This is a genomic window from Streptomyces sclerotialus, assembly GCF_040907265.1.
In the GTDB taxonomy this organism is placed as follows: Bacteria; Actinomycetota; Actinomycetes; order Streptomycetales; family Streptomycetaceae; genus Streptomyces; species Streptomyces sclerotialus.
Genome location: NZ_JBFOHP010000002.1, coordinates 422,904 through 443,478 on the forward strand (window position 1 = coordinate 422,904; position 20,575 = coordinate 443,478).

Here is a 20,575-nt window from a genome sequence, read left to right on the forward strand (position 1 = left end):
GGGAGAGGCTGCCCGCCCCGACTCGCGGTTGCGGCAGACGGTGCTGCCGCTCACTCGCCGCTGCGGGCGGAAGTCCGTCGCTGCGGGCGAGCGTGAACAACGCAACGAGCCGGGGCCGCACGCAGGTGCGTGCCCCAGCTCGTTGTGCGCGTCAGCGTCAGGCGGGAACGATGTTCTCCGCCTGCGGGCCCTTCTGGCCCTGCGTGACGTCGAAGCTCACCTTCTGGCCTTCGAGCAGCTCACGGAAGCCGGCGGCGTTGATGTTCGAGTAGTGGGCGAACACGTCAGCGCCGCCACCCTCCTGCTCGATGAAGCCGAAGCCCTTTTCCGCGTTGAACCACTTCACGGTGCCAGTAGCCAAAATACATCTCCTTCGGGGCGATACCCGGAACCCGCACTGCGCAGGAACCGGAGCTGCCGCGATGATCGCCCTTCCGGGAAGACCGGAACACACGAGACTCCCCCAGAATTCGGGAGGAACACTCGGAGTTTCGGGGAACCACAACTGCAACTGACGTAACCGTAGCACGGCCGCTCCGGGAGAAGGCGACAATTTTTCGCCCCGGATCCGCCGGGCCGAAAAAGCTCGCCACACATACCCGCATTTCTGCAACGGCGAGACCAGATATTTTCATCCAGCAGGCTGTCGAAATGTTCCAGCTGCGCCGCTCGCTCATTGAGGAGCTGGGCCGCTTCGAGACATTCGGAACAGCGGCGCCTTGAGGAAACGATGGACGGCCGTCGAACCAGTGCGTTCCGGCCACTCGCGGGGCAGGTCGCCGATGTCAGGCGTCGCTTGGGCGGTGGGGCTGGGCGGCGGAGTGGCGCAGTTCCTCATTGATGCGCTTGGCCTCTTCGAGCTGGTCTTCGAGAACGACAATGCGGCAGGCCGCCTCGATGGAGGTGCCCTGGTCGACCAGTTCGCGGGCACGGGCGGCGATGCGCAGCTGGTAGCGGGAGTAGCGGCGGTGGCCGCCCTCGGAGCGCAGCGGAGTGATCAGGCGGGCTTCGCCTATGGCCCGCAGGAAGGCGGGGGTGGTGCCGAGCATCTCGGCGGCGCGGCCCATGGTGTAGGCGGGGTAGTCGTCGTCATCGAGACGGTCGAGCGGATTGTCTGCTGTCATCTGCACCTCGTGGCGGTCATGCGTCGAGGGGCCTTGGTGCCGTACGGCACCAAGGCCCCGAGGATTTCAACACCATCTGCCGGCGACTGTTGCGCCGGCCTTCTCATTCCGCGTCTCTCCGCCTGGGAGGCCGGAGGCGCGGGGATCGCAGTTGCGTGACCGGGGACCACCTTCCCATCCGGGGCCTTGCGGTACCCAGGCGGTGACACTTCCTCGCCCGGGCGATCCTGATGGCGTCTGCCTCCTTCTCTCTCGGCCTTCTGGTTCGTACTGCTGGAACTTGCGGTACTGCTCGCGGCCCCTGGCGGGCCGCCCGGCACGGCAGTCAGCGACGGAACCCTTTTTGTACCTTCCGGCTCCCTCGCTCCACTGCCGTGCCGTTGCTACTCGGTTCTGCTGCGCGACAGTTCGTCCTCTGCCGCACTTCACTCGATCTCGTGGCTACAGGCAAAACAGTACCCCTGCGACCCGCGCATGTCTACAGTCGTCGCGACAGATTTCCTGCATTGGAGTGACTCGTGTTTCTGTCGGCAGACGGCGCCGGAGATCTGTACCAGCAGCGCAAGGATGCCTGGATGCCCGTGGAGCGGGGCAGTCGGGCCCTGCGAAACCGTGCAACCGATCCAGGTGGGGTGTTACGCAGATGAAGAGCACGAAGGTCACCACCCGCCCGCCGGCCCCCGCCTCGACCGTGCTGCAAGGGGACAGCGCGGCCGGCGTCCAGCGCGCCCGTCAGGCCACGCGCGCCTTCGCCGACAGCCTCACGCCCCGCCCCGATCCCGCGACGGCCGACACTCTGGTCCTGGTGGTGTCCGAACTGGTCACCAACGCGCTGCGCCACGGCGGCGGCCACTACACCCTTCAGCTCTCCGCCGGGCCCGAAACGCTGGACGTGGCCGTCAGCGACCCCAGCCCCGCATCCCCTCAGGAACGCGCCCCGGACCTGGATGAAGGCGGCGGCTTCGGCTGGAATCTGGTCCGCCACCTCACCCACACCCTGATCATCACCCACGACACCGGGCCCGGCCACGGCAAAACCATCCACGCCCGCATCCTCCGCCAGGAGCTGTCCCGTACACGCGGAACACCGTGAAACGATCTTGTCGTGTCCGGTGTGATCACGGCTCCGAACCGTCTTGATGCCCCCGTTCACCGGGCTGGGCCCGCGTCACGGCAAGGCCTAGGTGGAGGCGTACTGCTTGGGAAGGGAGCCGGCCTCGGTACACGAAGGGGTGGAACGGGCCGGTTCAGGGGCGCGGTGGGCGCGGCGGTAGGCCAGTGGGGACAGGCCGAGGTGGCTGTGGAAGTGCTTACGCAGCGCGACGGGGTCCCCGAAGCCGCAGGCCGTGGCGATCCGCGCGACGGTCAGGTCGCTGGATTCCAGCATGCTGCGTGCCTGGGTCAGCCGGCTCTGCAGCAGCCATTGAAGGGGGCTGGTGCCCACCTCGGCGCGGAACCGCCGGGTGAATGTGCGCTCACTCATATGCGCGTGGCGGGCCATGTCCCGCAGCGTGAGCGGCTCGGCCAGCCGGCCCAGTGCCCACTGACGGGTGGCCGAGGTGGAACGGTCGGCATCCTTCGGCACCGGGTGCTCGATGAACTGTGCCTGCCCGCCCTCGCGCCATGGAGCCACCACGCACCGTCGTGCTGCGGAGGTGGCCACGGCCGCGCCGTGGTCCCTGCGGACCAGGTGGATGAACAGGTCGATGCCGGCCGCCCCGCCGGCAGCTGTCAGGATGCGTCCGTTGTCGACGAACAGTACGTCGGGATCCACCTCGACGTCGGGGAACAGCCGGGTGAACCGGTCGCACAGTGCCCAATGGGTGGTGGCCCGCAGCCCGTCCAGCAGGCCGGCCGCCGCGAGCAGGAACGACGATGTGCACAGGCTGACGATGCGGGCCCCGGGCCCGATCCGGCCGAAGGCCGCGGCAACCCGGTCGGGCAACTCACCGGTGGCCAGCAGGAGTTCGTCGGGCTCCTGAGTGGCGATCACCACGGTGTCCGCACCCTCAAGGAGTGACTCGTCGTCGTCGACGACGATCCGGAAGCCCTCGTTGGTGCGGACCGGCCGGCCGCCGAGCGAGCAGGTCGTCACGGAATAGAGCCGTTCCCCGGTCGGGTCGAGGGCCTCGTTGAGCACCCGGGCCGGAATGCCCAGGTCCATCGGCATGACCCCGTCGAGGGCGAGAACGGCTACACGATGCGGCATGGCTGGAATGGTACGACAGGTGGCTGCCCGGCCACTCACGGCGTCCCTGAGCGTCGGCGAGGCTGAAGCACGTGGCCGGGGGCTGGTCCCGGGCCGAAGAACGTGCGAAGCAGATATGAGCGAGGAAATATGAGCGAGCGGACGATGCGCGCCGTCACCATCACGAAGTTCGGCGGACCGGAAGTGCTGGCCGCCGGGCGGGTCGCACGCCCCGAGCCGTTGCCGACCGAGGTGCTGGTACGCGTGCACGCCGCCGGGATCAACCCGGTGGACTGGAAGACCCGCGCAGGCCACGGTATGGCCGGGCTGCAGACGTTGCCGTTGATCCTCGGCTGGGACGTCTCCGGCGTCGTCGAGGAGGTCGGCTTCGGGGTCACTACGCTCGCACCCGGCGACGAGGTCTACGCCATGCCGTGGTTCCCGCGCCCGGCCGGTGGATACGCCGAGTTCGTCACGGCACCGTCCCGCCAGTTCGCCCGCAAGCCGGCCTCGCTCTCGCACGTCGAGGCCGCGGCCCTGCCGCTCGCGGCGCTCACCGCCTGGCAGGCCCTGGTGGACACGGCGCGCGTCACCGGCGGGCAGCGGGTACTGGTGCACGCCGCGGCCGGTGGCGTGGGGCACTTGGCGGTGCAGTTCGCCAAGCACCTCGGCGCCGAAGTGATCGCGACCGCCCGCGAGCCCCGGCACACCTGGCTCAAGGAACTGGGCGCGGACGAGACCATCGACTACACCCGGCAGCGGTTCGAGGAAGCCACCGGCAAGGTCGATGTCGTGATCGACCTGATCGGCGCTGCGGATGACACCGACGTACGGTCCGTGTCGGTGACCCGGCCCGGCGGGCTGATCGTCTCCATCCCGGGCGGTGTCTCCGACGCCCTGGCCACCGCGGCCCGGCAGGCGGGGGTGCGCACCAGCCCACTGCTGGTCGAGCCGGACGCCGCCGCCCTGTCGGCCGTCGCCGACCTGGTCGACTCCGGCGCGGTCCGGGTCGAGGTCGAACGCACCTTCCCCCTGGAGCAGGCCGCCGAAGCGCACCGGCTGGGCGAGACCAACCGCACCCGCGGCAAGCTCGTGCTGGAGGTGGCGCAGTGACGTCGACGACCGCGCTCGTGGTGGGAGGCACCGGGGCCATGGGGTCCCGGGTCGTCCGCGCCCTCGCCGCACGGACCGGCACCGTCGTGCGGGTGCTGACCCGCGACCCGTCCTCGGACCGGGCCCGCGCCCTGGTCGAGCGCACTCCCGGGGACATCCGGCCCGTCCGCGGTGACCTGGACGACGAGCAGTCCCTGAAGGCTGCCTTCCAAGGCGTCGACGAGGCCTTCTGCAACACCGACTTCTTCGCCACCGCCAGCCCTCAGCAGGAGTACGCACAGGGGCTGCGGGCCCTGCGCGCGGCACAGCAGGCCGGGGTGGACCGGTTCGTCTGGTCGTCACTGGACAACGCCGCCGTCCTCACCGACGGGCGTATCCCGGTCCCGCACTACGACGCGAAGGCCGCTGTGGAGGCCCACATCGCGTTGCAGCGCTCCGAAGAGGCCATGCGGCGGGAGACCGACGGCTGGTACTCGCGGCATGTCGCCGTCCTGGTGACCGCACCGTACTTCGAGAACCTGTACGAGCTGGCCCCGCAGCCGGCTCGGCTGTCCGACGGACGCGAGGGCCTCGTGTTCGCCCTGCCGCTCGGCGAGACCGGTCGCTGGCCCTTGATCGCGCTCGACGACATCGCCTTCTTCGCCCGCCACCAGCTCGACCACTGGGACGACTGGGGCGGCCGGACCCTGCGCATCGCCGCCGAAGCGCTCACCGGTGACCAGATCGCGGCAGCCTTCGAGAAGGCAACCGGTGTGCCGAGCGTGTATCAGGCGGTGGACCTGGAGGAGTTCAGCCGCTCTCTACCCGGTATCGGCCACGACCTGGCCGCGATGTTCGCCTTCTTCCAGGACCGCGACCTCCTCTCCCACGACCGGGACCTGCCGGCCCTGCGCGCCCTGCACCCCGACCTCGCCACCTTCGGCGACTGGTTGGCCACCACGCGATGGGACGGCGCCGCCGGGAGATGACCACGCGGCGGCACCGTCATCCTCGGCTCACAGCCGTCGGCGGCGGCTGTGCCGAGGAGCCCCCTTTCCTCCAGCGGCGCCTCGTCGCCGGGTCGGTGCCGGCGGGACCGGCGCGATCCGCCGTGCCGCCCAGCGCCTTCCGCGCCACACGACGGCCGGGGGCCGGCAGCCGTCCTTCAGCCGACTGCCGCCCCCGCCCCGCTCCTGGCGAGGGCATCGTCGAGAAACGCTTCCAAGGGACGGATGTGGGCCGCCTCGTCCTGCCATGCGTTCTCCAGGTCGCTCGCAATGTGATGCTCGGCGAGGACCGCACCCGCGCGGCAGTGTCGGACCACCGGGTGCAGATAGCTGGAAGCGGTGCCGCTGCTCGCATGCACCACCTCGCCCGCGAACGGCACCTGCGCCTCGTGGGCAGGGCCGTACTCGAGGGTGACGAGGAAGACGTCGTCAGCGGGGCCGGCCACCGTTGCCCGGTCCGGCCGGGCCGGCAGCTCCTCGTAGTAACGGGCCTGTCCGGTGGGGGGCACCACCAGGAAGTCCGCGAGCGTTCCGTACTGCTGCCACAGGGCGGAAGACCGGTTCACCCGTGCCAGAACGGCGGCGGCGAGTCCGCGGGTGTCCGGCGCCACGTCGCGAGCCGGCCAGGGCACGCCGTGGTAACGCTCGTTCAGGGTGCGGTAGAGGGCGCGGGCACCGTACCGGAACCCATGGATGAAGCCGTTCGTCGACTTCCGGTAGTCCAGCTGCTGAGTCAGCGTTCCCGCGAAGAAGAGCCCTTCGACGTTCACCGACTCGTAACGGTCGGTGAGTTCGGGGAAACGGTCGTTGACGGCGAGCCGCGGACGGCAGCCCTCGTCGAACACGGAGGCATCGAAGCGGAAGCCGGTGCAGGCGATGACACGGTCGTACGGAATCGTGACCTCGCCCCGGGTGAACCCGAAGGTCACCCAGCAGCCGCCGCCCTCCGCCGCAGCGATCCGCTTCACCGGCACGTCCAGCACCGCGTTCTGTGCCTTGAGTTGGTAGGTGTCCAGGAAGTTGTTGTTCACGGCCCGAAGGTGGCCGACGAAGTGCGTGTGCCACGCCAGGCTGACGGGACGCGGTCCGGCGACATGAATGACGGCGGCGTTGGCCACGAGGTTGTCGGCGGTCTCGAACGCCGAGTTGCCCTTTCCGATGATGAGCACGCGCTGTCCGGTGAATTCCTCCGGATCGACCGACACCGTGGAGTAGTGCTCCGCGAGGTCCGCACCCGGTATGTCCGGGACGTTGGCGCGGCTCACCCCGGTGGCCATCACGAGGCGGCGAGCTCGGTAGGTGTCACCGTGGTCGTCCAGGACGGTGAAACCCTCCGCGCACCGCGAGACCCGTTCGGCTCGGCGGCCGAAGGTGATGCGCAGGCCGTGGCCTGCCGCGAAGTCCGCCAGATAGCGCACGAAGTCGTCCGCCGGCGGGAAGTATTGCTCGCTGTAGCGCGTGAACAGCAGTTTCGGGTCGTCGGAGAGCAGGGAGTTCCAGTCCATCCGCAGGTTGAACTCCGGGTCGTCGCTCCCGGTGTACCGCTTGTTGTTGGAAATCATCTGGCGGTGCCGGGGAAAGGTGGTGAAAAACGTACCTGGGGCGTCACCTTGCTCCAGCACCGTGTAGTCGTGGCCATCGCGTTCGAGGTAGTAGGCCAATTGCAGGCCTGCCGGGCCTGCGCCCACTATCAGGTAGTCCGTCGTGGTGTGCGTCATCTCAGCCTCTCCACGGTCTTCAGACGTTCGCCGGGTGGCGCTTCCGCGTACGGGAGCGTTCGGTGCTCGGGATCCAATAGGTGTTGCGGTGCGGCTGGCGAGCGCGGTGCAGCGGGTCGTGGAAGACCCGCACCAGGAGGCCGGCCGGCGTGACGACGAGGTAGTAGAGCAGGAAGAGAAGTACTGCGCGCATGCGGATTCCTCCGGTCGGCCGCTTCGGCAGTGTCGTGGTGGTCAGTCGAGCGGGATGGCGGCGCGCCAGTCCTCCTCATCGCGCCGCTCCGGCTTGTCCTGCCTGGAGACGAGGAAGTTCCCCAGAGCGAGAACGTCGATGTCGGTGCGCAGGAAGCAGGTGAGGGCTTCCTCCGGGGTGTTCACGATGGGTTCGCCCCGGACGTTGAAGGAGGTGTTCACGAGCACCGGGCAGCCGGTCAGCTCTCCGAAGCGGGTCAGCAGCCGGTGGTACAGGGGATTGTCGTCCGCCGCCACCGTCTGCACTCTCGCCGAGAGGTCGACGTGCGTAACGGCCGGAATCACCGAGCGCGGTACACGCAGCAGATCCAGCCCCGTGAGGCCATGGCCGTCGTCGGTGCCGACCTGTTTGCTTGCGTCCACATGGGCGACCAGCTGCATGTACGGGCTCTGCTGAGCGAGCCGGAAATACTCCCGGGCATTCTCCGCGCGCACCGACGGCGCGAACGGCCGGAACGACTCCCGGAACTTGATTTTTTGATTCATCTTCGCCTGCATGCCCGGGTCCCGCGGGTCGCCGAGGATCGAGCGACTGCCCAGTGCCCGGGGGCCGAACTCCATCCGGCCCTGGAACCACCCGACGACCTGACCGGCTGCCAGGGCGCTCGCTGCCTGTCGTACCAGCTCGTCCGTCTCGAGCCGGGTGTACGGGATGCCCCTGCGGTCCAGGCAGGTCCGGATGGCCTCCTCGCCGTATGCAGGGCCGAGCAGTGCCCCGGCCATGGCGTCCCGGCCCCGCTCCGTGTGCGGGCGCAGCGCGCCTTGGTCGTTCGCCAACGACAGGGCCGCGCCGAGCGCGCCGCCCGCGTCGCCGGCCGCCGGCTGAACCCAGATCTCCTCGATGTCCGGGTCCCGTGCGAGCCTGCCGTTGGCCACGCAGTTCAGCGCGACACCGCCGGCCAGGCACAGGTGGCGTTCGCCCGTCAGCCGCCGGGCCGTCCGGGCGAGTGCGACGACGGCCTCTTCGGTCACCTGCTGTACGGACGCCGCCAGGTCGAATTCACGCTCGGTCAGCGGGCCCTCCGGTTCGCGTCGCGGCCCACCGAAGAGTTCTTCGAAACCACGCCCGGTCATGGTGCGGCCGTGCAAGTACGTGAAGTACCGCATGTTCAGCCGGAACGATCCGTCCGACTTGATGTCGATGAGCTGGTTACGGATGACATCGGCGTACCGCGGTGTTCCGTACGGCGCGAGCCCCATCAGCTTGTACTCGCCCGAGTCCACCTTGAAGCCGCAGAAATAGGTGAAAGCGGAGTACAGAAACCCCAGCGAATGCGGAAAACGCAATTCAGCGACCGGACGGAGGCGCCGCTCCACACCGTGCCATATGGTGGTGGTCGCCCACTCCCCCACCCCATCGATGCAGAGCACCGCAGCGCTCCGAAAGGGGCTTGGATAGAAGGCGGACGCCGCGTGTGACTCGTGGTGCCGCCGACAGGATACGCGGGGAACCGGCCCCGGCGCGAGCGCGGCAAGTTCGGCCCGTACCACGTCGGCAGCACGGCGTTTCCATCCGAGCCAGGCCGGCAGGGCACTGCGGAACGGCACGAATCCCCGTGGCGCAGCCCCCAGAAATGTGGCGAGCACTCTCCGGAATTTCAGCCGGGGGTCTTCGTAGTAGGCGACTCCCGTCAGGTCGCCGAGCCCGACGCCGCCTTCGTTCAGGCAGTACCGCACGGCCCCGGTGGGGAATCCGGGTTCGTGGCGGCGCCGGCTGAAACGCTCCTCCTGCGCCGCCGCGATCGGAATGCCGTCGCTGACCAGGGCCGCGGCACTGTCGTGGTAGTAGGCGGAGATTCCGAGCACCAACGTGGACATCCAACCCCTCTCCAAGGAAGCGAGCGCGGTGCGAGCCCCGGCGCGGTCGGACCGGCATCAGTAGAGCGGATACATCGAAGCGTCGTCGTCCGGCTTCCTCCTGCGCGCTGCCCGCTTCCTCAGAAGTGCGCCGATGAACGGTATTTTCTGGAGGATCCGCGTCATGGTTCTCCTTCCCGAAAAGCCTGGCATTGACGCTACGGCAACGGCGAGCGGCAGTCGATGCATCGAGCAGTAAAGTGTTAGCAATACCGACGGAGAACCGGCGGCGAATGCGAGCGGGCCAGGACCGGGTGCACCACATCGCAGCAGCGCGCTCATGCCACTCGCAGGTCGGAGGCGAACTCCTTACGGGCGCCGGCCAGTTCCGCCCTGTATGCGGCGCGCTCGGGTCCGCACATGTTCAGAAGATCGTAGTCGGCATATCTTTCGTGTACGCCGCGGAGCCGGTCCATTTTCTCCAGCAGGGAGAGCGCTGTTTTCTCGGCAGCCGCGTCCGGCAGCGCCCTGGCGGCCAACACGCACACGTACAGCGCTTCGACGGCCTGCTCCAGTTCCCACAACGGATAGAGCATGCTGCGCCGGGAATGTGTTCCGTAGCGAAATCCCTCGCGCAAGTACCAGAATTTCACCCTCGCGATGCGTTCGGCACGGGTGTCCTCGAAGAGAGCCGGGTGGCCGGCGAGATGGTGGCGGACCCGGTCGAGAACGCGCCGGCAGTACGCCACGTCCGGAGCCGGTTCGGCAACGCGGTCGAACGGTAGGTCCGGCAGGATGCGTTCCCGGTGGATGTCCGGTGCCAGCTGCCAATGGCTGCCCGCAGCGTCCGGCAGTCCATCCAGCCGGCGCGCCTCGGCCATCGCGGCGTAGCCGTGGAGCAGCCGGTAGAGATAGAACTCCGGGAAACGCCCGGTCTCCCACCCGTGCACGGGCGGCGCCCTTCGGACGTCCGCCAGCGACGTGATCATCGGATGCCGGAACGCGAACCGGAGTGTGTGCACCACGTTCGCCTGGACGTCCGACTCCGGCACCGGCCATTCGGGGGTCGCTGCCGCAGCGCCCGGGCCTTCCGGTTCGCGGGCCCCGTCGACCATGACGGCAGTGGCACGCTGTACGTCACCCCCTTCGGCGCGCGTATCGATGGCGAACCGGTCGGTCATCGTGCGACCGATGTCGAAGAACGCGTCTGTGTTCGGGTGTACGCAGTGATATCCCGCATCGCGTTCGGAGCCGCTGCGCGGGCCGCCAGGCAGCCGCTCGTTGATGGCCTCCGCGATGGCCCGGTGTCCCTCGGCGGTGGGATGGCAGTAGTCGACGAAGTCACCGGGCGCGAGGACCTGGGCCAGGTCGATGACGTCGACGTGGTCGTACGCGGAGAGGTGCGTGATGTGCTGCCGGTACGCGCTCTTGGCGCGGTAGAGGTTGCTGTCCCGCTCCACCGCCAGCTGAGCGTACTCGAAAGCCTCCTCGTGCCGGCCGCGGCGGTCGAGCATACGACTCAGATTGAAGGCGGCGACCGCCCCGGAGGCACCGTCGGCCCCGGCCAGCTGCCGCAACATGGTCAGCGGGCGGTCACCACCGTGCTGCTCGTCCAGCAGCACGGCAAGGTTGTTCGTGGCGATCGTTGCCGCCCGGGACGGACGGTCCATGAGCCGGCGGTAGCGGTCGAGCGCAGTGGCGGCCTCGCCTCGCTCGTGCGCGCCGATGGCCTCGATCAGCAGGTCCGACGGCGTGCCGTTCGCCTTCAGTGTGCCTGACCATGAGTTGTCCAGTCCGACGAAGCGGTAGAACGGTGCGTTGCTTCCCATGAGAGCAGCGGGGAAACGGTGATTGGCAACGGGGTTGATCAGGACGATGCGCGTACGCCGGTGCCGTGCCGCGCGGACGATCGACTCGATGTTCCTGCCGAACTCGCGTGGTGTGGTGGCGACGGTCGGCGACTCCTGCCCCTCGTCGAACACTGCCTGTTCGGGCGGCCGGATGCGGATCACCGAGCGGCGGTCGCCCCGGTTCCGCCGTGGCTTCCGGATGTCGCGCCAGCGACGGTAGGCACCCTTGTGGGGAGACTGCGCGCCATCGGTGTTGCCCAGGTAGACGACCACGGTGTCCCAGCGTCGCCGCGCCTGCACGCGCAGGTAGTAACGCGCCGCGTCAGCGCTGCTGAAGGCCGGCACCGCATGGTTCTCGATCCGGTGTGCCCTGCCCAGTAATGCGTGCAGGACCACCGGGTACACGGCTTGCGGGGCCCCGATGCCGGCGCTGCACGAATCGCCGAGGACCAGGATTCTCATGGTGTCCCTCCTTCACGGTTCGTGGCGCAGCGTCCTGACGGAGGACGCCGTCAGCGGGAGCAGAGCGAAGAACGCGTACAGAATGCCGCCCACCAGAGCGACGCGTGAGGCGCCGAAGGCGTCCGCGAAGCGGGCGGCAGTGAGCTGCCCGGCGGGGATGGCGATGAACGAACCGAGATTGTCGTAGGAAGAGATCCTGGACAGCATGTGACGGGGCACGTGGTCCTGGAGGGAGGTCTCCCAGGCGATGCCGTACACGCCGGTCCCCAGCCCCGCGACAAACGTCGCAACAGCCAGCCAGTAGACGTCCGCCCGCAGTCCCAGTGCCAGCAGCGGCAGGGCGGTCAGTGCGATGCAGAGCTGTCCCAGCGGCAGCAGGCGCCTGACGGTGACGCGGTACATCACCAGCGCCATGAGCAGTACGCCCACCGACTTGACGCTGAGGACCAGGCCCCATGCGGCCTCCCCGATGCTTCCCTTGGCGATGAGGGGGCCGAGGACCGTCCAGATGCCGACCTGGAGGTAGTTGGTGACACCGAAGGAGGCGACGATGGCCCACACCCAGGTCCGGGAGGTGAACTCGGTCCATCCCTCCCGGATGTCGGCCAGCGGACTCTTCTTGGGGGGCGGGGTTTTCGTGTCGAGGTGCAGTTGTGCCAGGCAGAAGGCGGCGACGAGGTAGGTGGCGGCGTCGGCGGCGATGGCCCAGCCGCCGCCGGCGGTGGCGACGAGTGTGCCACCCGCCGTGGGGCCGAGGATCTTCGCTGCGTTGCGAGCGGACCCCAACAGCGAGTTCGCCTTCTGCTTCTGGTTCTTCGCGACGATGTCCGGAACGATCCCCCGCAGTGCCGGGGTGGTGAAGGCCGTCATCGTGCCGTTCAGGAATTCCAGGACGACCAACGCGCCGAGGTGGTAGTTGCCTGTCAGCAGCATGGCGGCGACGGCTGCCTGGGTGAGCCCCGCACCGGTGTGGGACAGCAGCAGGACCCACTGCCGCGAGAACCGGTCGCCGATCACTCCTCCGGCCAGCGTGAAGAGGATGACGGGAACGGTCTGCGCGGTGAGTACCACGCCCATGTCCCCGGCGCTGCCGGAGGCGTTCAGTACGGCGAAGGCCAGGGCGACCGGCGCCATCGCGCTGCCGAGCAGCGAGACGATGCGGCCGGTGAAGAACCATGCGAAGGCCCGGACGCGCAGCGGGCTTTCGGGGCCGGTGTCCGCCTGGTCGGCAGCGGCATCGGTCTCTTTTTCCAGGCTCACGTTTCCACCCTGATCGGAACGGTCCAGCTGTGCGGAGAAGAAAGACGGAGGTGAGAGGCGGGTACTACCGGGACGGCCCGCTCATGGGGCGTGGGGGCGTCTCGGTGACCGCGTGCGGAGGAGGATCGTGCGGGCTGCACTCAGCCTTCCCATCGTAGGTACGTTGTCTTCGCCCTGCCGGGCAGCACGAATCTGACGGCGCCTCGGTCCAGCCCGAGGGAGTCCCGCAGCGCTGCGGTCTCACCGGGCCAGCCCTCGTGCGCGACCTCGTCGAAGGCGAGGATGCTCCCCTTCGTCAGGTAGGGCACCAGGGCGGTCAGGACCTCCTTGGTCGGCACGTAGAGGTCGAGGTCGAAGTAGGCCATGGCCACGACGGTGTGTTCGTGGGCCGCCAGGTACTCCTTGACCGTTGTGCTCGCGTCACCGCGGACCAGTCGTACGGGGCTCTTGCCCGACCCGTCGCCGTTCCGGGCTGCCAGTGCCGCTTGCAGGTGGTCGGGAAAGGACGGCGGGAGACCGAATTTCTCCGGCGTGCCGGCAGGGCCGCCTCCGTCGATGTCAACGGCGCCCTGGAAGCCCTCGAAGGTGTCGAAGCCGATGATCTCCCGGTGCACGTTGTGCGGCTCGTATATGTCCCGGAGCTCCGAGAGGAGCGCGAGGTGCCGTCCTTGGAGCACGCCGAACTCCATCATCGCGCCCGGTACCTCGTAGGCCATGCGGTACAAGGCGTCCATCGCCAGCACGTCGACGAGGGGCCGTCGCCGCAGGTAGAGGGCCAGCGTGTCGACGAGGTCCGTGGCGTCGATCGGCGACTCCCGCAACAGGTTCGCCAGCGCATGTCGCACGCTCTGGTCATGGTCCATCGTCTTCTCCACCGACACGTGTCCTCCCTTGTTCCCGTCGTTTGCACCGGCGGGCACCGAAGCGGCTGCCCGGCCGGTCTCAGTGCGCATGGCCGCTCAGCGCCGCGGGCGCCGTACCGTGGATGTCAGCCACGACCGACACCGCCGCGTCCATCGCCTGCCGGCACTCGGCTTCCGACCGCCCCTCCACCGCCGCGAACGCCACGCTCGTCGACGTGGTCTCCGCCATGTCGCGCATGACGGCCCCGTAGGGCACGCGCATCATCACGGCCGTCACCCCCGGCACTCCGGCCAGGTCCTCCGGGCGTACCCGGTTCACCCGCCCTGGGACGGTGGGCAGGTGGACGAAGCCATGCGTCACGCCGCGGGTCACAGGACCACGCGGGACCGGATCTCCGAGGACCGCCCGCGCACCAGCAGCCCACAGGTCGACGCCGATCGTGCGCTCCCCCATCAGACCGATCATGCCTCCTCCTGGCCGGCAGGCGAGTTCCCCGGCGATGAAGGCGGCCGGCCGGCCGAAAGCCTCGAAGTGGAACACGCCCCGTTCCACACCGAGAGCCCGCAGGACCCGCTTGGTGAACGCGGCTGCCCCGGCGTACGTCACGGCATTGCCGGACGGCGCCAGCGCCAGCGACATGACCGGACGGCCCTGCTTGGTGCACAGCAGGGGCTCGAGGTAGCGGGAGACCATGAGGGCGGTCGGTTCGCCTCCTTCGACGACACCGTCGAAGTGCCACTCCGGCTCATCGACGTACTGTTCGAGGAGCACGCGGCCTCCACCGTCGATCGTGCCGGCGGCCTCCTGCAGTTCGGCGAGGTCATGGACCAGCCTTACGTGCTTGCTTCCACCGTCCGCCGGTGGTTTCACGACCACCGGGAAACGCAGGCCCGCACGCAGCAGGCTCCGCCCCACCTCCGTACTGGAGCCGGCTCCGTCCGGCAGCACGCACCAGGGCGCCGTCGGCACCCCGGCAGCGGCCCACCTCTCCTTCTGGACCGCCTTGTCCCGACAGGCCAGCGCCGTGTCCGGCGCGACGGCCCGGGCACCGATGAGCCGTCCCAGTACCGCCGCGGACACCACGGCGGGCTCGCTCGCCGTCAGCACCGCTTCGACAGGGCGGCGGGGCGCGAGGTGGCGCAGTGCGGACCAGAGGGACTCCACCTTCGCATAGGAGTCGACCGCGCAGGTGCGGTCCACCATGGCCGCCACGTCGGAGACCCGGTCTCTGTGGCGCACTTCGTAGAGCAGTGTGACCTCGTGCCCGTCGGCGCGCAGCCCGCGCACCACTTCGGCCCGCGGGCCGACGAGTAGGACATGCATGACGCACCCGTGTTTCTTCGGCACCGGCTCAGTGGGGGCCGGCGATCGGGATCTCGAGGGCGAAGAGGAACTGATTGCGCAACCGCAGCCAGGTGCGCCGTTCGGACGAGTACAGCTCTTCGCGATACCACACGGCGACTTCCGACACGGGTCCCCTGTCCCTGCGGTACCGAGGCAGATCGCCCCAGTAGTAGAGGTGGCCACCGGGGGCCTTGAGCCGGCTGAGGAACCGCGGCAGCGGGCTCTTCGGGGCACCCGCGTTGAGGTTGGACAGCAGCCGCCTGAGGTACGTCGTGTGTCTTTCCGTGTACGGCCCGCTCCACTGCACGGTGCCGTGCCGGTGCTTGGCGTGCTCGATGTCGTCCTGGTGCGGACGAGCGCGCACCAGAAGATCGCGCAGCGCGGTGTCCTCCACGCCTCCGAGGGAGAACGTGACGAAGGGTTCGGGCACCAGGGGGTTCCCGAGAGCGCGGGCGTACTCACGGTCGTGCGGGCTGAAGAAGTCGTTGTGCAGTCCGTACTGCTTCCCGTCACGCGTCCGGACCGTCCACACCACCCGTGCCGTGAAGGGCGTGTCCCACCACCCCAGCCCGGTGGGCCGCCAGGCCCACCCCGCCAGCACCGCGGCCATGAGGGCGTTGCTGAACAGCCACGGCCACAGCCCGAAAGCCGTGGCATCGCCGGCTTCGCGTGACGTGCTGACCACCCCGGCGAGTACCATGCCCACGCCGATGTTCTCCCAGAAGAGCAGCCCCGATGTCAGCGCGACGACGCAGTTGAACACGACGGCACCGGCAACGGCGGCCACGAAACACCACTCGTCGGCGAAGGCGACCAGTCCGGCGAGCTCCAGCACCATGGTGCCGGCGTTGAGGAACGGGCTTGCCGGACGCAGGCCGTTGACCAGCGTTGCCGCCGTCCGCGCCGGGACGAAGCGCGCCCATCCCCATGAGTAGGAGGACGCCACCAGCAGATCGGTGCGGTTCTCCAGCGTCCAGGACCACGGCCGACGGCCCAGCTTCGCCTTGCTCCGGGCGGCCACCACGTAGTGGGAAAGGTAAGCGGTCCCGAGCAGCACGACGAGTGCCGTGCTGCCTGACGCGGCAGACGTCAGTCCCAGGGCGTGCAGCACACCATCGGACAGGGACCAGCAGAACGCCACCTTCACCAGCCGGATGCAGGCCTTGGAGTGATGCGTCCAGCCTCCCAACCGCCCGCACAGCACACCCAGCGCCGCCAGTGCCAGGGCCGGCAGGAGCAGCGCGGCCGCGCCGACGGCGAGTACGACGATCCGGTCGGCTCGCTGCCATCGCACGCTCAGCGCCGCGTCGTAGTCGAGCGTGAGGTACTTCCACCACACCAGGAGCAGTGCGGCTTCGGGGACCAGTGCCATGGCACCGGGCGGAGTGGAACCCACCACCCCGTAGGCCGCGCCGGCCGCGAGGAGCGCGGCGCCGGCCGCGAGGGACGGTCCCGGCCGCGGAGCCCTCTCCGGGTAGGCGCCGTTGAGTGCGGTTTCCGGGTATCGGCCGCTGCCGAGCCGCTCGGCGCACCAGCGGAGCAGCGGCGACACCAGCCCGCGGTACGCCACTACGGCCAGCGCGATGTCGGCCGCGGTCGCGGCGTGAGCGGGCAGCGGCATCTTGCTCCTTCAGCGTGTGTGACGACGGTTTCCTGGTTGCTCTTCGGGCCGCGGGACGGGCCCGGCCGGGATCGCCCGGTGGTGGGGCGGGCCCGGCAACGGAGCCCGCCCCCGGTTCCGGCATCTCTTCGGCCGGTGATCAGTGGTCGTAGCTCATGGTGGCCTCCTTCCTCGTCGGGTGACTCCGAGCCGCTCGGGGCAGGTAGGCCGGTCCCCGAGGTCCAGTGGTCTGCGCGGCTCGGTGGCGGCAGGGCCGGCGCAGTGGCACGCGTCGGCGGTACGTACGCGTTACCTGCGCCCGGCCGCGAGGGCTTCGGCTCCGGACTCGCTGCGGAACGTCACCGGGAGGGTGTCGATGGTCCTGACCGTCGCCGTCGGACGCCTCGTCGGCGTACCGGCGAGCGTGAGCGGTCGCGGTGCGTGCAGCAGACCGAGAACGAGTTCGCGGATGGCCGCCCGGCCGAAGAGTGCGCCGAGGCAGGCGTGCGGGCCCCAGCCGAAGCTCAAATGCTGGTTCGGCGCTCTGTCGAGGACGAGCCGGTCGGGGTGTGCGAACTGATCGGGGTCGCGGTTGGCTGCCGCGAGCAGCGTGAGGACGACCTCCCCGGGCTCGATCACGGTGCCGCTGACGACCATGCGTTTCACGGCGACCCGGCTCGTCCCCTGGGCCGGCCCGTCGTAGCGGATCAGCTCGTCCACCGCGGTGGGCAACAGGGACTCGTCGCGGTGCAGCGCCGCCAGAACCTCCGGGTGGCGGAGCAGGGTGAGGACGACGTTGCCGGCCGTGGCGAAGATCGTGCCGTAGCTGGCGTTGAACATGACCCCCGTCGTGTTGCGGATGTAGTGCTCGGGGACACGTGCTCGTTCCGCATCCCGGCGCACGTCCGCCAGAACTCCGGGGCGTTCCTCCGCGCCGAGCCAGTTCTCGACCAGCCGGTTCAGCTGGTGACGCGCGCGGTCGCCCACCCCGGCGCGGTCGGGTACGAGTCCGGCGTCCATTCTCCGTGCAATACCGTCCGAGATTTCTGCGTACTCCGCACCGTTCGGCTCTTCCACGCCCAGCAGTTCGGCGGTTACTCGCAGCGCTACCGGCGCGGCGACATCGCGCATCCAGTCGAACTGTTCCCGGTCTGCCAATCGGTTGAAAAGCGTATGGATATGACTGCGCGCCCGCCGGGCGATCTCGACCGGATTCTGCTGGCGAAAGGAGTTCATCAGCAGGCTGCGCAGCGGTTTTTGCGCCGGCGGATCAAGCGATTGGAGGCTCTGCCGGAACTCCGGCACCTCTTCACCGATCCGCCGCCGGTCGCGAGCGAAGTCCTCGTGATTCCGCAGCACGTCGCGGCAGTCCCGATACGTCAGGAGCACCCACGACCGCATGGTCTCATGCCAGAAGACCGGGGTCCGCGCCCGCAGTTCGGCATAGAGGGGGTACGGGTCGACCAAGGTCCGGAAGTCCAGTGGATCATAAAGATGCGTTAAGTCCACGCCTGGTCCCTTCCAGGCAGACGTGCCCGTCATGCCTGTGTGCGGAAGGCTCAATAGCCGCTGACTGCTCATCAGCAACGTCCGTGACGAAGCTACCGAGACCTCTCGCCAAGAGTCACTCGGTGAAGGGCAAAGGAATCTTTACACGTGTTTTGCAGGAGCCGTTTTCGCCAGGGCACCCGGCTCCTCGACGCACTGTGCCGATGGCACGACGAGGGCGTCCGATCAGCGAAAAAGAAGGGACGGGAAAAACCTACCGTTCGGTCAATCATCCTTTGCGTCTGGCCTCTGGAAGGAAGGATTCGGCAGGTCTGCCCTTGTCCCGCGGTGTGCCGCGCCCTAGGGTCCGGCGGCGGCGCGCGTCCCTTCTCACCCCTCGGAGGCGACCATCATTCGAGTCCTGCTCACTGCCGTGGAGCCGTTCGGCAGCGATGCCGTCAACGCGTCGTGGGAGGCCTGTCGGCTCGTGGCCGACGCCCCGCCGGCGGACCTGCACTTGGAGCTCGTCCAACTCCCCTGCGTCTTCGGAAAATCGCTGACGGTACTCCACGATGCGGTCAGCCGAACCGAGCCCGACCTGGTCGTGGTGACCGGCCAGGGAGCCAACCGCCCCGACATCACCGTCGAACAGGTCGCCATCAACCTCGACGACGCCGTGGCCCCGGACAACAAGGGCAACCAGCCGGTCGATGAGCCGGTCGTGGCGGGCGGCCCCGATGCCTACTTCTCCTCACTCCCGGTCAAGGCCTGTGTCGCGGCGATGCGGAAGGCCGGGATACCCGCTTCGGTCTCGCACACCGCCGGTACGTACGTCTGCAACCACATCGCCTACGGGTTGGGCCACGTGATCGCCACCGAACGCCCTGAGATGCGTGGCGGCCTCGCTCATGTTCCCTACACTCCCGCCCAGGCCGCGTCCAGGGAGAGACGCCCGTCCCTGGCGAGCACAACGGCCGCCGAAGGACTGCGCGTTCTCCTGCGCACCGCGGCCGCCGCGGTGCAGGAACCGCGACGCCCCGACGCCGGGGCCGCTGCTCCGGCACGTCGCACGTGGCTGTCCCGGAAGCTGTCCGGTCCGTTGCGCTGAGCTCCACCGCACCTGCGGCGAGGCGCGGTGGTCCCACCCGTCATTCGCCTCCTTCCCCCACGACACCGGGAGGCTCCGTGCTGCCCACGACCGTCCTGGCGGCCACCGACGCCAATCTTTCCTTCGCCCTGAAGGTCCTGCCCGCCCTTGTGGTGATCCTCGCGGCGTCCGCGCTGTGCGGGCAGCTCGCTCTGCTCATGCACCAGCCCAGGGTGCTGGGCGAGATGGTCGCCGGCGTTCTGCTGGGCCCGACAGCCTTCGGCGCGCTGTTCCCCGAGGCACAGCACGCGGTGTTTCCTCCCGAAGTGAAGCCCGTACTTTACGTGCTGAGCACCATCGGCCTCACTCTCTTCATGTTCCTGGTCGGCGCCGGGCTGGATCACGGCGGCGAGCGTGCGGACATCCGGAACGCCGCGGTGCTGGCGCTGTCCGGCGTCGTTCCGTCCCTGCTGCTCGGCGCGGGCGCGGGCTATCTGCTGCACGGCCGGCTCTCCCGTCCCGACGTAGGACCGTACGAGTTCGCCTTCTTCGTCGGGGGCGCGTTGTCGATCACCGCCTTCCCCATGCTCGCCCGCATCCTTTACGAGCAGCGGCTGGAGAACACCCGGATCGGACGGATGACACTGCTCGGTGCCTCCGTGGACGACGCCGCCGCCTGGTGTTTCCTTGCTGTGCTGTCCGCCCTGCACGCCGGGGCCGGGGCCGGGCAGGCGCTGCGCACCATAGGGCTGACCCTGGCCTTCGCTCTGGTCATGCTCGGGGTCGTCTCCCGGCTGCTGCGACCCTTGGGCGCTCGCGTCCAGCGCTCCGGCCGGTTCGGCTTCAACCACCTGTACCTGGTCCTCTGCCTCGTTCTCCTGGCCGGGCTGTTCACCGATCACATCGGCATCTACTCCGTGTTCGGCGGTTTCGTCACCGGCCTGGCCATGCCCCGGGCGCCGGCGTTCCGGGCCGCGCTGCACGACCGGATGATGGACATCGTGTGCGTCCTCCTCCTGCCCGTCTTCTTCGCCTTCTCCGGACTCAACACACAGCTGAACGGCATCACCGGCTGGGCCATGTTGCTGTCCTTCCTGCTGATCCTCGCCGCGGGATTCGTGGGCAAGTACGCCGGGTGCGCGGTGGCCATGCGTACCGCCGGGTTCTCCTGGCGGGCATCCTGGGCAGTGGGGGGCCTGATGAACGCCCGCGGCCTGATGATTCTGATCTTCATCAACATCGGTCTCGCGCAGGGCATGATCACCCAGAAGGTCTTCTCGATGCTGGTACTTGTCGCGGTCCTCACGACTGCCGTCGCCGTGCCGCTGTACCGCTGGGCCCGACCCGAACCGTCCGACCTCTCAACGCCGACCAAGACCGCGGCCGACCCTTCCACAGCGCCCGGCCCTTCCTCTCCCGAACCGGAGCCGACCCGCCCTTGA

17 protein-coding genes are annotated in these 20,575 nt (G+C 68.9%); 5 read left to right on the forward strand and 12 right to left on the reverse strand.

Going from position 1 to position 20,575, the window contains the following annotated elements:
* Positions 1 to 157: 157 nt before the first annotated feature.
* Both AAC944_RS02065 and AAC944_RS02070 read right to left on the reverse strand, forming a co-directional pair.
* A complete protein-coding gene (locus AAC944_RS02065; protein ID WP_030261656.1) occupies positions 158 to 361 on the reverse strand; it encodes a cold-shock protein in 204 nt (67 codons plus the stop codon).
* 424 nt (positions 362 to 785) lie between these two features.
* On the reverse strand, positions 786 to 1,124 hold the full coding sequence (locus tag AAC944_RS02070) for a MerR family transcriptional regulator (RefSeq protein ID WP_030607425.1): 339 nt from the start codon (positions 1,122 to 1,124) through the stop codon (positions 786 to 788).
* A 643-nt stretch (positions 1,125 to 1,767) separates the two neighbouring features.
* On the opposite strand from AAC944_RS02070, the gene AAC944_RS02075 reads away from it, so the two are divergent.
* Positions 1,768 to 2,217, forward strand: a complete 450-nt coding sequence (locus AAC944_RS02075; RefSeq protein WP_030607423.1) for an ATP-binding protein — start codon at positions 1,768 to 1,770, stop codon at positions 2,215 to 2,217.
* Between the two features lie 87 nt (positions 2,218 to 2,304).
* Here the strand turns inward: AAC944_RS02075 and AAC944_RS02080 are convergent, their stop codons facing one another.
* Positions 2,305 to 3,333, reverse strand: a complete 1,029-nt coding sequence (locus AAC944_RS02080) for a GlxA family transcriptional regulator (RefSeq protein WP_051871293.1) — start codon at positions 3,331 to 3,333, stop codon at positions 2,305 to 2,307.
* 129 nt (positions 3,334 to 3,462) lie between these two features.
* Here AAC944_RS02080 and AAC944_RS02085 point away from each other — a divergent pair, with 129 nt between their 5' ends.
* Complete coding sequence (locus tag AAC944_RS02085; RefSeq protein WP_030607419.1) at positions 3,463 to 4,425, forward strand: NADP-dependent oxidoreductase; 963 nt, start codon at positions 3,463 to 3,465, stop codon at positions 4,423 to 4,425.
* The gene (locus AAC944_RS02090) at positions 4,422 to 5,393 is read left to right on the forward strand and encodes an NmrA/HSCARG family protein (RefSeq protein WP_030607413.1); all 972 of its coding nucleotides are present in this window, start codon (positions 4,422 to 4,424) and stop codon (positions 5,391 to 5,393) included. The genes AAC944_RS02085 and AAC944_RS02090 overlap by 4 nt, the downstream gene beginning before the upstream one ends.
* A gap of 176 nt (positions 5,394 to 5,569) precedes the next feature.
* On the opposite strand, the gene AAC944_RS02095 is transcribed toward AAC944_RS02090, so the two are convergent.
* From AAC944_RS02095 to AAC944_RS02135, 9 genes are all read right to left on the reverse strand, one after another.
* Positions 5,570 to 7,129 carry an NAD(P)-binding domain-containing protein gene (locus AAC944_RS02095; RefSeq protein WP_030607412.1) on the reverse strand — a complete coding sequence of 520 codons (1,560 nt, stop codon included), beginning with the start codon at positions 7,127 to 7,129 and terminating at the stop codon, positions 5,570 to 5,572.
* 19 nt (positions 7,130 to 7,148) lie between these two features.
* Positions 7,149 to 7,322: a hypothetical protein gene (locus AAC944_RS02100; protein WP_196942763.1), complete on the reverse strand. Its 174-nt coding sequence runs from the start codon at positions 7,320 to 7,322 to the stop codon at positions 7,149 to 7,151.
* Between the two features lie 41 nt (positions 7,323 to 7,363).
* Complete coding sequence (locus AAC944_RS02105) at positions 7,364 to 9,199, reverse strand: carbamoyltransferase family protein (protein ID WP_030607410.1); 1,836 nt, start codon at positions 9,197 to 9,199, stop codon at positions 7,364 to 7,366.
* 317 nt (positions 9,200 to 9,516) lie between these two features.
* On the reverse strand, positions 9,517 to 11,433 hold the full coding sequence (locus AAC944_RS02110; protein ID WP_490368258.1) for a hypothetical protein: 1,917 nt from the start codon (positions 11,431 to 11,433) through the stop codon (positions 9,517 to 9,519).
* Between the two features lie 69 nt (positions 11,434 to 11,502).
* Positions 11,503 to 12,750 carry an MFS transporter gene (locus AAC944_RS02115; protein ID WP_368396768.1) on the reverse strand — a complete coding sequence of 416 codons (1,248 nt, stop codon included), beginning with the start codon at positions 12,748 to 12,750 and terminating at the stop codon, positions 11,503 to 11,505.
* A 140-nt stretch (positions 12,751 to 12,890) separates the two neighbouring features.
* A complete protein-coding gene (locus AAC944_RS02120) occupies positions 12,891 to 13,631 on the reverse strand; it encodes a class I SAM-dependent methyltransferase (protein WP_368396769.1) in 741 nt (246 codons plus the stop codon).
* Between the two features lie 61 nt (positions 13,632 to 13,692).
* Entirely contained in the window at positions 13,693 to 14,937 is a 1,245-nt protein-coding gene (locus AAC944_RS02125; RefSeq protein ID WP_030607399.1) for an ATP-grasp domain-containing protein, read from the reverse strand.
* 28 nt (positions 14,938 to 14,965) lie between these two features.
* Positions 14,966 to 16,579, reverse strand: coding sequence for a hypothetical protein (locus AAC944_RS02130; RefSeq protein WP_051871292.1), 1,614 nt, complete (start codon positions 16,577 to 16,579; stop codon positions 14,966 to 14,968).
* Between the two features lie 288 nt (positions 16,580 to 16,867).
* The gene (locus AAC944_RS02135) at positions 16,868 to 18,139 is read right to left on the reverse strand and encodes a cytochrome P450 (RefSeq protein ID WP_368396770.1); all 1,272 of its coding nucleotides are present in this window, start codon (positions 18,137 to 18,139) and stop codon (positions 16,868 to 16,870) included.
* 316 nt (positions 18,140 to 18,455) lie between these two features.
* Between AAC944_RS02135 and pcp the strand changes: the two genes are divergently transcribed.
* Positions 18,456 to 19,154: a pyroglutamyl-peptidase I gene (gene pcp, locus AAC944_RS02140; protein WP_051871291.1), complete on the forward strand. Its 699-nt coding sequence runs from the start codon at positions 18,456 to 18,458 to the stop codon at positions 19,152 to 19,154.
* Positions 19,155 to 19,231: 77 nt separating this feature from the next.
* On the forward strand, positions 19,232 to 20,575 hold the full coding sequence (locus AAC944_RS02145; RefSeq protein ID WP_051871290.1) for a cation:proton antiporter: 1,344 nt from the start codon (positions 19,232 to 19,234) through the stop codon (positions 20,573 to 20,575).

What these genes read in the sequence shown, in the direction of transcription:
- AAC944_RS02070 (WP_030607425.1), bottom strand. Translation starts at nt 1,124, where the DNA reads ATGACAGCAGACAATCCGCTCGACCGTCTCGATGACGACGACTACCCC.
- AAC944_RS02075 (WP_030607423.1), top strand. Translation starts at nt 1,768, where the DNA reads ATGAAGAGCACGAAGGTCACCACCCGCCCGCCGGCCCCCGCCTCGACC.
- AAC944_RS02080 (WP_051871293.1), bottom strand. Translation starts at nt 3,333, where the DNA reads ATGCCGCATCGTGTAGCCGTTCTCGCCCTCGACGGGGTCATGCCGATG.
- AAC944_RS02085 (WP_030607419.1), top strand. Translation starts at nt 3,463, where the DNA reads ATGAGCGAGCGGACGATGCGCGCCGTCACCATCACGAAGTTCGGCGGA.
- AAC944_RS02095 (WP_030607412.1), bottom strand. Translation starts at nt 7,129, where the DNA reads ATGACGCACACCACGACGGACTACCTGATAGTGGGCGCAGGCCCGGCA.
- AAC944_RS02100 (WP_196942763.1), bottom strand. Translation starts at nt 7,322, where the DNA reads ATGCGCGCAGTACTTCTCTTCCTGCTCTACTACCTCGTCGTCACGCCG.
- AAC944_RS02105 (WP_030607410.1), bottom strand. Translation starts at nt 9,199, where the DNA reads ATGTCCACGTTGGTGCTCGGAATCTCCGCCTACTACCACGACAGTGCC.
- AAC944_RS02125 (WP_030607399.1), bottom strand. Translation starts at nt 14,937, where the DNA reads ATGCATGTCCTACTCGTCGGCCCGCGGGCCGAAGTGGTGCGCGGGCTG.
- AAC944_RS02130 (WP_051871292.1), bottom strand. Translation starts at nt 16,579, where the DNA reads ATGCCGCTGCCCGCTCACGCCGCGACCGCGGCCGACATCGCGCTGGCC.
- AAC944_RS02135 (WP_368396770.1), bottom strand. Translation starts at nt 18,139, where the DNA reads ATGAGCAGTCAGCGGCTATTGAGCCTTCCGCACACAGGCATGACGGGC.